This is a genomic window from Pseudomonas sp. NPDC087803, from assembly GCF_044742995.1.
Lineage (GTDB): Bacteria > Pseudomonadota > Gammaproteobacteria > Pseudomonadales > Pseudomonadaceae > Aquipseudomonas.
In genome coordinates this window covers 114,765-128,830 of record NZ_JBIUVO010000005.1, presented here as the reverse complement: position 1 = coordinate 128,830, position 14,066 = coordinate 114,765, and the positions used below count along the sequence as shown (strand labels likewise).

Below are 14,066 nucleotides of genomic sequence, written 5' to 3'. Positions count from 1 at the left end.
CCGCTGAGGCTGTCGATGATGTACAGCCAGCCGTCGCGCAAGCGGCGAATGCCCAGCGGGCGGGCTGTCAGGGCGTACGGCAACTTCAATTCCGTGCTCGGATCGAACGCCCTTTCCACCAGACCGTAGCTCAACGGCAGCAACTGCACGTGGGTTTGCCGTAGCGGGCAGCTGTCGAGGGAGCCGAAGGGTTTCTTGGAGGCTGCGGCGGCGTCGAGGATGGCGGGATGGGTCATGGGCGTTCCCTCTGACTGACCCACCGCTGCGCCATATCAACGGCCAGCGTGACACGCTCGCCCGGTGGTTGCAGGGAGGGCGTGTGGAGCACGTGGTGGATTGGCGGGTGTTGGGCGATGTCGTGGCTGTCAAGCAGCGCAAGCAGGTTGGCGTAGTTGAACAACTCGGATTGACTGCTCAGGCCGAGGGCACTGGCTTGGGTTTCCATAAGATCCAGCAATGGCCAGCGCTGGCCCAGCGTTTCCCCGACATGGTATTCACGGAAGTGCTTCAACAGATGCGCATCCAGCTCCAGCAACCTGCGACGCCGGTCAACCTGATCCAATGCCGCGTTCAGCTCCGGATCAAGGCGATACGGCACGGCAAGCGCCGGACACTCGGCCAGCCGAGGTCGATGACCGTGCCAAACATCATTGACGCAGTCCGCCGTCACTACACAGGTCAAAGGTCCGAACAATCGCTGATCGGCATGGGCAAACAACGCGTGCGCCACCGCCGCATCGGCGATGCGCAAAAATGCCGATTGCCCGGCGGGTAACTCGACGACCAGCAGTTTGCGCAGGTGCTCGGCAACGCTGTGCATAGGCGCGGCGCTGAACAGCAGCACGCCCCACTCCGCCTGCGCATGTTGCAGATGGAACCGGGCCAGCGCATCGTCCGCGTGCGCAATCGCGACCAACAGAGGCGATATGTCGCGCAACGCTGAAAAGGGTGGCTGGTCGTAGAGGGCAACGGTGCCGGGCGCCGAACTGTGCTGTTTCAGCCGCGCCGGCAAGTCGGGGATCGTCGCACCGTCCAGCAACAGAAAGGCCTGTTGCTCGGTCCACGGCAGACCTTCGGGAAAAGCGCTCGACAAGCTCATGCGTGGGCGGCCTCGCAGGCCAGGCAACGCGAGCCGCGTGCGGAAACGAATGCATGGCGCTGCTGCACCGGATCGAACGCCACCTTCAACAATGGCAACGCCCCTGGCACCAAAGGCTCTGCCGCCATCCCCAGCGCAGGCGCACCGCCCTGAACAATCGGCACGCTGCTGCAAATGCCTTCCGGCCCCAGCGTCAACCAATGCCCGCCGGCCGTGATCGTCACATGCGTACCACCATCGATCACCACTTGCTGGCCCGCGCCGAGGTGGATTTGCTGCGCTGCGCTAAGCCTTTGGCTGGCTACCCGAACGTGCCGGTCGCCCTGAACCCACAGGTGATCGTCCTGCTTGAGCTCGGTCAGACGGTTGCCATGGGTCAGATGATGTTCATCACTGCGCAGGTCGTGGCTGGCCAGACCACCGATCACTACCGTGCGCTGATTGTCGACCTGCACCCGCTGGTCATTGCGTACCAACTGGACAAAGTCACGCTGGGCGCGGATGGCGATTTCTTCGGCGCCTTTCCTGTCCTCGATACGCAGCTCGTTGTAGCCGCCTCCACCGGAGGTGCTCTGGCTGCGAAGCACCGTGCGCGTTTGCTCTGCGGGCAAATTCAGCGGCACGGGCGTCGCGGCGTTGGCCAGACAACCGAGGACAAACGGCTTGTCGGGATCGCCGTCAGTGAAACCGACCAACACTTCCATGCCGACACGCGGGATCTGCACGCTGCCATATTGATCATGAGCCCAGCCACTGGTTACCCGCAGCCAGCAGCTGGATTGTTCATTGCGCAGCCCTTCCCTGTCCCACAGCAACTGGACCTTTACCCGGCCATAGGCGTCGCAGTAAATCTCCTCGCCGGGAGGCCCGGTGACCACGGCATGCTGGTTGCCGGTCATTCGGGGTTTGGGATGTGCAAGCGCAGGGCGGAAGATGACGTCCCAAGGTGTCGCGACGAAGTCATTACGATAACCTTGGCTGAAACCGTCACCGGAATCAGTGCCGGTGGCCAAATCTTCCAGCACTTGCGGCTGCTTGCCAGTGTGCTCGACGCTCGTCAGCAGCCACAAACCATTGAGGTCGGCGCGCGGATGTCCGCCCATGTCTACGAAGCTGCCACTGCGCATCAGGCTTTGGTCGCTGCGACCTTTCCCCTGACGGTAATCGGCGCGATGCCGCTCGAGGCTTCTCTGGCTCAGGTGCCTGCCACGATCACGGTGGGTGAACTGCCCGGGAAAGCCGTAATCCTCGAGTACAGGAAGCCGCGCTTCCCTGGCAGCGGCATCGAGTTGCACCGTGGGGTTTTCAAAATGGTAATCACGGCGGCTGACCTGGGTGGGACGGGTCTCCAGGCGCACGGTGAAACGCTCGATCACCGACGCCTCGGCAACCATGCCACTGCCCTGCGCATAAGCGGTCGGCGCGTCGGGTCTGGGGAACACGGTCTGGTCATCGCCGAACACCAACAGGTGTCGATCGGGGCTGTGCTGAAAATGAAAATGCAGTCCCTCCTCCTCGCACAACCGCTGGATGAAATGCAGATCGCTCTCGTTGTATTGCACGCAATACAGGCGCGCCGGGTACTCGGCATTGAGCACAAAGCGCCAGGCATCGGCCTGCATGCCGTGATCACTCAACACTCGCGCGATGATTTGCGGCACGCTCTGATGCTGAAAGATGCGCTGATTGTGACGATGAGCGAGATAGGCCAGATGCGGCACCAAAAGGATCTGGTAGCGCGTCAGACGTGCGCCGGAGTCGCCCTGGGCAATTCGATAAACCTGTCCATGAAGGCCCGAACCGTCTGCGCAGAAAGACACAAAGGCTGGGCGATGCAGAAGAGACTCGAGATCCAGGTCACGGCGTTCACTGACCAGTTCGAGTTCGACCTCATAGGTTTGGTTGAGCGCCTCCCTGGCTCGGAATTCGAGTACCTGAAGATCGCTGGAGACACCTTCGATATCAAGTCTGAAAACAATAGGTTTGCCGACGGTCAGCATGCACATTTCCCTGTGTCTTTTTAAGCACGGGACTTTGCGTGGATCTCCAGATAGCCGCAGTCGGGAAAGTCGCTTATTTGTGTAGGACGCATCCGGGATCTTTTGCACTGCAAAAAAAAACCGCCCTTTCGGGCGGCTAAAGTACTTCGACCATGATCAGAAGCTTTGACTGAAGCTGATGTTGAATGCACTGTCGTTGTTGTCGCTCGAGACCTGGCCCGAGTAGCCGATGCCCAGCTTGCCGGTCGGGGTGACCTGGAAGTCGATGCCGGCTTCGAGCAATGCGCTGTCCTTGGCAATCGGCACACCCTGGGTACTGAACGAGGCGCCACCGTCGATGAAGGTCAGGTCGGCGTCAGGTTTGGTGTCGCCGTAGGCATGCCGCCAGCCGATGGCCGCGCGTGGCGTCAGTTGGCTACCGTTGGCCAGGGTCACCAACTTGCCGATGCGCACACCGAGGGTCGAGTAAGTGATGTCCTGATCGGCGTCGGCCTTCAGGCGCCCCACGCCACCTTTCTCCTTGCCGGTGTCGCTGTCGTAGTTGACGTAGGCCAGCCCGGCGAACGGTTCGATGGCAACACCTGCTGCGTTGATCGCGTAACCCACTTCACCGAACACCTGCGCACTGCGTGCGTCGTAATCGGCCTTCAGACGATCGTTGTAGCTGCCGACGCTGACATCGCGTTTGGTCTCGATGCTGTGCCAGCTGTAAGCCGCGCCGAGGCGCACCGCCAGTGCATCGAATTGCGAGTTCAGGTAACCGGCCAGGTGGTAGCTGTCGACCTTGGCGTCCGAGTTGCGATCATGCGCGTTGAGGTTGCTGCGGGTGTAGCCGGCCGCCATCCCGGCACGCCAGGTGTCATCCAGCGCCTTGTCGGTGCCGAGCATGAAACCGCCGAGGTTGCGATCAACCTTCGCCGTGTTGCTGTCGCCGCCCATGTCGCCCCAGGCACCAATGGCCCGGATCCAGCCGACCATTTCCCCATGGCAACCGTTGCTACTCAGTTGCGTGTCGCTCGGGGCCAGGGTTCTGCGTGGATCATCCGCCGCGCTGCACGATGGCTGACGCATACGGTCATTCACCGCCTCACGGATGAAGCGCGAGTCCTCCAGCATGGCGCTGGCGGTGCTGGCGTGGATTTCCCCGGAGAGGCTGTCGAACGCATTGCGCGCACCGGCCACGCTGAGGTTGACGATCTGGTTCTGCAACGCTGCGCCGGCCGCACCGTTCCTGGACAGCGCCGTGGCGGCGCCGCGCTGGTTGCCCGTGACAGCGACATCGGCAAACGAGTTGCCGTTGCGGCTCACGGCCAGAGTCACCGAATCGGCACCGTAGACCAGCGAGCTGTCGAGGAACGCGTACTGCGGCAGATCGGCACTGCTGAAGGTGCCGTTGACACCACCGCCTGCGGTGATCAGCGAGTAACTGGTGTTGCCGGTAAACGGCGCCAGGCTGTTGACCACCAGACCACCACCCAGCGCTGCCGTGCCACCTACCGCCAGCGGTGTGGCGGTTGGCGAACTGACCGTCAGCGCCAGCACACCATCACTGCTGTTGGTCAGGTTGCCGGCCACGCTCAAGGTACCGTCAGCACCACCGGAAGCCACCACACCGTGGTTGACCACCGAACCGACGCTGCCATTACCGCTCAGGCCGGCGCCGTTGGCGACGGTGACTTGCGCACCCAGCGAAGCCCGGGCCGCACGGCTGCCGACTTGCAGCACGCCTTGATCGACCGAGACGGTGCCGCTGAACGGCTGATTGCCCGTCAGCAACAGCGTGCCGGCGCCGCGTTTGGCCATCGCCCCGAGTCCGCTGAGGACACCGTTGAACTGGCCATTGGCGTTCTGCTGGAACACCAGCGTGGCGTTGTCGTTGATGTTGCCTTGCAGGCTGGTGGTGTTACCGATCAACGTACCGCCACTGACGGTGGTACCACCGCTGTAGGTGTTGGCACCGGTCAGCACCAACGTGCCGGAATCAAGTTTTTCGATCCCGCCAGTGCCGATCAGCGGCACATCGATTTCGGCGCTCGCACCGGCATTCACCCGCACCGGTGCAAGCGTACCGTCCGCACCGTTGACCGGCGTCAGCGTACCGCCAGCGCCCGGCACCAGACTGTAACCACCGGTAAGAAATTGCAGGCCGGTGAAGTTCTGATTGCCTTGCACCGTGACGGTACCGGCCTGACCGCCGAACACCGCGAACTGACCATTGGAAGCGAGTGCCTGAGTGCCGCTCGGATCGGTCCAGTTGGTGCCCGGGCCCCACACGCCACTGCCGCCACCGATACTGCCGTCAGGATTAGTGGTGCCGCCGTTCCAGAACTGCACTTCACCCGGTGTGCCCTGCACCAGCAGGTTGATCTGATTGGCGATCGCGGTTTGCAGGGTCAGGTTGGCCGCCGACACCGGCAGGCTGCCATAGACCAGACCGTTGTCGGTCAGGCTGCCGCCGTAGCGGAACAGCTGATAGACCCCGGTGCCGAAGCCGCCGGCGTTGCTGACATTCAGCGTACCGTCGAGGGTCAGGTTGCCGGCGACGTTGACCACCGTGGTGGAACTGGCGGCCGATCCGAGGCTGAAGTCCAGGTTGGTGCCCGAGGACAGTGCCAGCGAACCCACTGACAACGGCGTGGCCGTGCCGCCACCGGTCAGCGTCGCACCGCTGGCCAGTTGCACGTTGCCTGCCAGTTGCCCGCTGCCGCCGATTTTCGCGCCACTGGCGACGTTGACGTTGGCGCTGTTGAGTACGCCGTTGACGAGCAGACTGCCGGCCTGCACCGCGGTGTTGCCGGTGAAGGTGTTGTTGCCGGTCAGGAGCAATTGGCCGGTGCCGGTTTTGTTCAGCGTACCGGCGCCGGTGAGGTTACCGGTATAGCTGCCGTCGGCGTTCTGCGCGAAGGTCAGCGCCGCGTTGTTGACGATCGCGCCTTGCAGGCTGCTGGTGTCGCCAGTGGTCGTGCCACCGTTGAGCGTGGTCCCGCCGCTGTAGGTATTGGCGCCACTCAGTACGAGATCGCCGCTGCCGTTTTTCACCAGACTGCCAGTACCTGTGACGGCGCCGAGCAGCGTGGTGTTCTGCGTACCGGCCAGGGTCAGTTGCGAGCCCAGATTGATCGCGTTGGCCAGTTGCAGCGCCGAAGTGCTGTCGAGGCTGGCGTTGCCGGTCACGCTCAATGCACCGCTGCTGATCGCGCTGTTGTTGCCCAGCACCAGGGTGCCGCCGGCGAGCTGCGTGCCGCCGCTGTAGGTGTTGCTGCCGTTGAGGGTCAGGCTCGACGCGCCGCTCTTGAGCAGACTGCCGCTGCCGCTGACCACACCGCCGAGGGTCAAGGCGTTGGAGCCGGCGACGGTCAGGCCACCGTTGAGCACCACGTTGTTGGCCAGGCTGACCGCGGCGTTGCTGTCCAGCGCAGTGCCGTCCGCAGCGGTCAACACGCCGGTGCCGAGCGCGGCGTTGTTGCCGACGATGATCTTGCCGCCGTTGAGCGCGGTGCCGCCGGTGTAGCCGTTGGCCGCATTGAGCACCAGCGTACCGGTGTCGTATTTGCCGAGGGTGGCGCTGCCGTTCAGCGCAACGCCGACGGTCGCGGTGGCGTTCGGGTCGACCCGCACCGAGGCGTTGCCCAGCGAACCATTGACCAGATTCAGCGAACCCGCGGTGCCGTTCTGCAGGCTGTAGCCATCGGTGACGAACTGCATGCCGGTGATGGTTTGCGCACCGTTCACGGTGACTGTGCCCGCCGCGCCCTGGAACACCGCGAAGTTGTTGGTCCAGGCCTGATTGGTGATGCCGTTGACGTCGGTCCAGTTGGTGGTGCCGGTACCCCAGGTGCCGCTGCCGCCATCGACCGAGCCGTTGGCGATCAGTTGGTTGCCGTCCCAGAACTGCACAGTGACGCCCGGTGCAGTGACCAGCAGGTTGATCTGGTTGGCCAGCGCGGTCTGCAGGGTCAGATCGCCCGGGGTGACGCTGCCCGGCACGGTGCCGATCAGCATGCCGTTGTCGGTCAGGCCGCCGGTGTAGTTGATCAGGCGATACACGCCGCTACCGAAGCCGCCGATATCGCTGACATTCAAGGTGCCGTCGAGGGTCAGGTTGCCGCCGACATTCACCAGTGCGTTGCCGCCACCGGAGACCGGCGTGCCCAGGCCGACATCGAAGTTGGAATTGCCGTTGAACACCAGCGAATCTACCGCCAGCGTGCTGCCGGTAACACCCGCCAGATGCCCGCCATCGGCCACCGTCACCGCACCGGTCAAAGTGCCGCTGCCGCCGAGGGTGCCGCCGCTGTTGACCAGCACGTTGCCGCTGGCAAGCGAGCCGTTGACTTGCAGGGTGCCGGCGTTGACGTTGGTATCGCCGGTCAGGTCGCTGATGCCGCTGAGGGTCAGGGTGCCGCTACCGAGTTTGGTCAGCCCGCCGTCGCCGCTGAGAATGCCGGCGAAGGTGCTGCTGACGTTGTTGCCACCGAGGCTCAGGGTGTTGCCGGTGCCGATCAGTGCGGTCCCGCTGCCGGTCAGGCTGGCAAGGCTGCCCGAAGCGCCGAGGTTCAGCGCCGCGCCGCCTGCGAGATTGACCGTGGCGTTGTTGCCCAATGCCGAATTGCTCAGGGTGGTCAGGCTGCCCGACAGCACATCGAAGGTGCCGCTGAAAGTGTTATTGCCGCTCAATGTGAGGTCGGCCAGACCGTTCTTGGTCAGGGTGCCGGCCCCGGCGATCACACCGCCGAGGGTCAGGTTGTTGTTACCGCTCAGCCCGAGGTTGGCATTGAGGTTGATGTTGTTGGCCAGCACCAGCGGCGCGCTGCTGTCGAGACTCGAAGCACCGGCAACGGTCAGAGCACCGCTGCCCAGTGCCGAGCCAGTGCCAAGGGTCAGCGTACCGGCATTCAGCGTGGTGCCACCGGTGTAAGTGTTGATGCCGTTGAGCGTCAGGTTCGAGGCGCCGTTCTTGATCAGCCCGCCGGTGCCGCTGACCACGCCGCTGAGCGCTACGTCGCTGCTGCCGGTATTGGTCAGATTGGCGTTGAGCACCACGTTGTTGCCCAGCGACACCGAGGTGTTGCTGTCCAGCGCCGAGGCACCGGCCACGGTCAGGTTGCCCAGACCGAGTGCGCCGTTGCTGCCGGCAGTCAGGGTGCCGGCGTTGAGGGTGACGCCGCCGAGGAAGTTGTTGGCCCCGCTCAGGATCAGGTTGGCCGCGCCATTCTTGGTCAGGCTGCCGGCGCCATTGATCGCGCCGCTCAGTGTCAGATCGTTGCTGCCGACGATACCCAGGCTGCCCGCCAGGTTGATCGCGTTACCCGCCGTGAAGGCGCCGCTGGCATCCAGTGTGGTGCCATTCGCCGCGTTCAGGGTGGCCGAGCCCAGCGCGCTGTTCGACGCCAGAATCAGACCGCCCGCGTTCAGTGCCACCGGCCCGAGGAAGGCGTTGTTGCCGCCGAGGGTCAGGTTGGCCGCGCCATTCTTGATCAGGCCACCCGTGCCACCGATCACGCCGTTGAGAGTCAGCGCATTGCTGCCGACCACGGTCAGATTGCCGTTAAGCGTTGCCGCGTTAGCCAGCGTTACCGCTGTGTTGCTATCGAGTTGTGTGCCAGCGTTGGCGGTCAGCGTGCCGCTGCCCAGCGCGGTGTTGCTGCCGACGATGATCTTGCCGCCGTCCAGTTGCGTACCGCCGCTGTAGGTGTTGGCGCCGTTGAGCACCAGGGTACCGGCGTCGAGCTTATTGAGGATGCCACTGCCGTTGATGCTGGCGCCGATGGTCGCGGTCACACCCGGATCGACCCGCAGCGCCGTGGTCCCACCACTGCCATTGACGGCGGTCAGTTGCCCCGCCGCACCGTTCACCAGGTTGTAGCCGTCGGTGAGGAACTGCATGCCGGTGAACAGCTGCGTGCCATTCACGGTCACGGTGCCGGCGGTGCCCTGGAACACCGCGAAGTCGCCGGCCCAAGGTTGGTTGACCAGGCCGTTGGCATCGGTCCAGTTGGTGCCGACCGCGTTCCACGTGCCGGTGCCGCCGTCGACCACTCCGTTGGCAATGGTCTGGCTGCCATCCCAGTAACGGATGTTGCTGTTCGGGGCCGACACTTGAATGTTGATCTGATTGGCCACACCGGTCTGCACCAGCAGATCGCCGAGGGCGTAACCGACCGGTACGCTGGCGACATCGAGACCCAGGTTGGTCAAGGCGCCGGTGTAGTTGAACAGGCGATACACGCCGACGCCGAAACCACCGGCATCGGTGACATTGAGATTGCCGTTGAGGGTCAGGTTGCCGCCGATGTTCATCAGCGAGGTGGTCGACGGTGTCGCCAGCGCCACATCAACATTGCTGCCGGCACCGAGGGTCAGATTACTCGCCGACAGGGTGTTGCCCGACGACAGCGCCAGATGGCCGCCATTGTTGATGTTCACCGTGCCAAGCGCCGAGCCGGTACCGGTCAGGGTGCCACCGGTGTTGACGTTGACCTGCGCACTGCCCAGCGAACCCGTGAGATTGACGATACCGCCATTGACCGCGGTGTTGCCGGTAATGCCGTTGATCCCGGTGAGGTTCAGGGTGCCGGTGCCGACTTTGGTCAGGCCGCCGCTGCCACTGAGATCACCATCAAAGGTGCTGGTGACGTTGCCGCCACCGACGGTCAACGTGTTGCTGCCGGTCAGTTGCACACTGCCGCTGCCGGTCAGCGCGCCGAGGCTGGCATCGCTACCGAGATTAAGGCCGGCACCGGCACTGATGTTGACGCCGGAGGTGTTGCCCAGCGCATTGGCGTTGAGGGTAGTGACGCTGCCGGAGACGATGTTCACTGCGCCGGTAAAGGTGTTGTTGCCGGCCAGAGTCAGGTCTGACAGGCCGTTTTTGGTCAGGCTGCCGGCGCCGTCGATGATGCCGTTGAGGGCCAGGTCGTTATTGCCGGCCACCGTTAGTCCGGCGTTAAGCGTGATCGCATTACCAATGCCGAACGAGGCGCTGTTATCGAGAGTCGCCGCGCCGCCGACGATCAAGCCGCCACTGCCCAGACCGTTGGCATTGCCCAGGGTCAGGGTGCCGGCGTTGAGCGTGGTGCCGCCGCTGAAGGTGTTGTTGCCGTTGAGCGTCAGATTCGCTGCGCCGTTCTTGATCAATTGGCCGCTACCGCTGACCACGCCACCGAGGCCGAGGTTCTGCGTACCGCCAACTGTCAGCCCGGCGTTGAGCGCCACGGCATTGCTCAGGTTGACCAGCGGCGAGTTGCTGTCCAGCGTCGCTGCACCGCCGACGGTCAGCGCGCCGCTGCCGAGTGCCGAACTGTTGCCGACGGTCACAGTACCGGCATTCAGCGTGGTGCCGCCGGCATAGTTGTTGGCCGCATTCAGAATCAGATTGGCCGTGCCGTTTTTCACCAGGCCGCCGGCGCCGCTGACCAGACCGGTCAGGGTCAGATCTGCCGTGCCGCCGATGTTCAACGCACCGGCCAGCGCCACCGCGTTGTTCAGGCTGACGGCGGTGTTGGCGTCCAGCGTGGTGTTGGCCGCCGCGTTCAGCGTCCCCGAGCCCAGCGCAGTGTTACTGCCGACAATCAGCTTGCCGGCGTTCAGTGCGGTGTTGCCGAAATAGGTGTTGGCGCCGTTGAGGGTCAGGTCGGCGGCGCCGTTCTTGACCAGGCCTCCGATGCCGGCGACCACCCCACCTAGGGTCAGCGCATTGGTGCCGCCGACGGTCAGGGTGCCGCCGAGGTTGACATTGTTGGCCAGGGTCGCCGCCGTGCCGGCATCCAGCGTGGTGCCGTTCGACGCGTTCAGCGCGCCAGTGCCGAGTGCGGTATTGGAGCCGACGATCAACGAACCTGCCGTCAACGCGGTGGTGCCAGTGTAGGTGTTGTTGCCGTTTAGGGTCAGGCTCGACGCACCGGTCTTGATCAATCCGTTGACGCCGCTGATCACTCCGCCGAGGGTCAGCGCGTTGGCGCCGCCGGCGGTGAGGTTGGCGTTGAGAATCACGTTGTTGTTCAAGGTAACGGCAGAGCTGCTGTTAAGGGTTCCTGCACCTTCCACCGACAAGGCACCGCTACCCAGTGCCGCGCCGTTGCCAACGGTCAGGCTGCCGGCATTCAGGGTGGTGCCGCCGCTGTAGGTATTGCTGCCGTTGAGGGCCAGATTGGCGGTGCCGTTTTTCACCAGTTGGCTGGTACCGCTGATCACGCCACCGAGGGTCAGCGCGTTGCTGCCGCCAATCGCCAGGCTGTTGTTGAGAATGACGTTGTTGTTCAGCGTTACCGCAGCATTGCTGTCGAGCGTCGCCACGCCGCCGACGGTGATGTCGCCGCTGCCGAGCGCCGCATTGGCGCCCGCCGTGAGGGTGCCGGCGTTCAACGCGATGGGACCGAGGAAGGTATTGGCGCCATTGAGAATCAGGTTGGCTGCGCCGTTTTTGGTCAGCCCGCCACTGCCGCTGACGATGCCGCCCAGGGTCAGGTTGGCGCTGCCGCCGATGTTCAGGTTGCCGCCGAGGCTGACCGCGTTGGTCAGCGCTACAGTCGTGCTGCTGTCGAGGGTGGTACCTGCCGCCGTGGTCAATGCGCCCGTGCCCAGCGCGGTGTTGCTGCCGACAATCAGCGTACCGGCGTTGAGCGCGGTGCCGCCGGAGAAAGTGTTGTTGCCGCTGAGGCTGAGGTTCGCGGTGCCATTCTTGATCAGGTTGCCGGTGCCGCTGACGACGCCGCTCAGGCCCAGTGCCTGGGTGCCGCCGATGGTCACTCCGCCCGCCAGCGCGACGGCGTTGGCCAGGGTCACCGCGGTGGTCGCATCCAGCGTGGTGCCGGCCGCCGCGCTCAGCGCACCGGTCCCCAGCGCGGTGTTGCTGCCAACGAACAGGCTACCGGCGTTAAGCGCCGTACTGCCGCTGTTGGTGTTGTTGCCGGTCAGGGTCAGGCTCGCGGTGCCAGATTTGGTTATGCCGCCAGTGCCGGACAACACGCCGCCCAGGGTCAGGGCGTTGCTGCCGAGCACGTTGAGCGCGCCGGTCATGCCGATGTTGTTGGCCAGCGTGACGTTGGTGGTACTGTCGAGACTGGTGCCGGCGGCGGTGTTCAGCGCGCCGCTGCCGAGTGAGTTGTTGTTGGTCACCAGCAAGCTGCCGGCGCTGAGGGTGGTGGTGCCGGTGTAACCGCTGTTGGCCGCGCTGAGGGTCAGGCTGCCGCTACCGGTCTTGGTCAAGCCGCTGCTGCCGGTGATCAGGCCGCCGAGCGTCAGTGCGCCGGTGCCGCCAGCGGTCAATGTGCCGCCAAGGCTGATCGCGTTGTTCAGGTTGATCGTGCCGGGCGCGCTCAAGGTGGTCGCGCCGGTGACGTTGAGGGTGCCGGTACTGAAAGCCTGATTGTTGCTCACCTGCACGGTGCCGCCGTTGAGCGTGGTATTGCCCAGGTAGGTGTTGGCAGCGCTGAGGTTCAATTGCCCGGCACCGACTTTGGTCAGGCCACCGCTGCCGGAGATCACCCCGCTCAACGTGGTCGCGTTGGTGCCTTGCACGGTCACGCCACCGGCGCCCAGCGCAATCAGGTTGCTGATGTTCAGACCGGCATTGCTGGCCTGCAGGATCCCGCCGTTGGAGGTGAGGACACCGCTGCCGAACGTGGCGTTGTTGTTGAACTGGGCGACACCGCCATTGAGCGTGGTCGCGCCGCTGACCAGTGGCCCCTGCAAGGTCCAGGTGCCGCTGTTGATGGTCAGGTTGTTGAAGTTGACGTAAGTGGCGCTCGACGCCGTGCCGACCCCGGTGGTGCCGCCGCCGACGCCGGCCGGGTTTTGCAGGATCAGGCTGTTGGTACCGCCCGCGCCGCCGTCGACCGTACCGGTCGGCGCAAACGTCAGGTTGATGCCGATCAGTCCGCCGAGGCCGACGCTGACCTGCACGCCGTCACCGACCTGAACCGAAGAACCGGTCACAGCGGTGAAGGTGTTGGTGCTGGCCGCGCCCATCGACACGCCACCGGTGATCGCGCCGGCGTTGGTGAACGTGTTACCCGCCGCCGAGGTTTCGAAGGCGACGCGGCCAGTAATGGTGCCGGTGCTGCTGTTGGTCATGTTGACCTGCGAGCCGCCGTAGACGCCGACCACCGGAGTATCCGCCAGGGTGATGCCGCCGACCGACAGTCCGGTCGAGGTGATGGTGCCGTTGTTGGTGATACTGGTGGTGCCGGCTGCAGCGTTGTTCACCGCGATGCCCAGGCCGTCGATGCTGGTCAGGTTGAGCCCGAGCAGCATGCCAGTGCCGCGAATGATCCCGCTGGCGTTGTTGAGCACACTGACCGTACTGGTCGCACCGGTGCCAATGAACGCACCGCCGCTCAAGACCGACACAAGCCCGATAAAGGCAGGGTCAATGGTGCCGGAGTTGTTCAGCGTGATGTTGACCCCGGTCAGGTCCATCACGTGGCCGCCGAGGGTCGCATTCATTGCCGCCCCCGAGTTGACATTGACCGTCAGACCGTTGGTGGCACTGGCGAAATTGTTGAGAAACAGCGGCAGTGTCGGCACCCCGGTACAGGTCACCGTGGAACCGGCCGTGGAGCATGTAGCCAGTGCAGGTGCGCTGACGCCGCCGAACAGCAGTCCGGCAACGCTCAAGTGCACAGCAAGGGAAAGAGGGGAAAAACGCGAAACGAGGGCGACACCAAACCTTGCTTCCACGGGCTACTCCTTGTCGTGGCCAAATTCTTCCTTGAAGGCGTGTAGCAGTGCTTATTCCACACGCGAATCAAGACTGCGACGGTCATCACAAAACCGCGTCATGGCTGACAAGCTAGTAGACGCCCCGCGATGGGGCACTGATTAAATGGTGTTAATACTTTAATACTAGGTCCGTCTAAACCGCGGGTTTCGGCCCGTAAACACTGGACTCTGTCCAGTCCACGTCCCCCTGTAGGAGCTGCGGCACGCTGCGATCTTTTGATCTTGATCCTTAAAAACAAAATCAA

The 14,066-nt window shown here is 64.0% G+C and carries 4 protein-coding genes; all 4 read right to left on the bottom strand.

All coding sequences use genetic code 11. The annotated features are described in order from the left end of the window. On the bottom strand, positions 1-236 hold a 236-nt coding region (locus ACIOUG_RS06680), incomplete at its 3' end, for a toxin VasX (protein WP_401063606.1). Further along, positions 233-1,099: a DUF4123 domain-containing protein gene (locus ACIOUG_RS06675; RefSeq protein WP_401063604.1), complete on the bottom strand. Its 867-nt coding sequence runs from the start codon at positions 1,097-1,099 to the stop codon at positions 233-235. The genes ACIOUG_RS06680 and ACIOUG_RS06675, both read right to left, overlap by 4 nt. Then, positions 1,096-3,099, bottom strand: coding sequence for a type VI secretion system tip protein VgrG (locus tag ACIOUG_RS06670; protein ID WP_401063601.1), 2,004 nt, complete (start codon positions 3,097-3,099; stop codon positions 1,096-1,098). Before ACIOUG_RS06670 ends, ACIOUG_RS06675 begins: the two co-directional genes overlap by 4 nt. Positions 3,100-3,255: 156 nt before the next feature. Beyond that, on the bottom strand, positions 3,256-13,779 hold the full coding sequence (locus ACIOUG_RS06665; protein ID WP_401063600.1) for an autotransporter-associated beta strand repeat-containing protein: 10,524 nt from the start codon (positions 13,777-13,779) through the stop codon (positions 3,256-3,258). Between the last annotated feature and the right edge of the window lie 287 nt (positions 13,780-14,066).

Excerpts from the sequence above, each read along its gene's own strand:
- ACIOUG_RS06675 (WP_401063604.1), bottom strand. The coding sequence starts at position 1,099 with ATGAGCTTGTCGAGCGCTTTTCCCGAAGGTCTGCCGTGGACCGAGCAA.
- ACIOUG_RS06670 (WP_401063601.1), bottom strand. The coding sequence starts at position 3,099 with ATGCTGACCGTCGGCAAACCTATTGTTTTCAGACTTGATATCGAAGGT.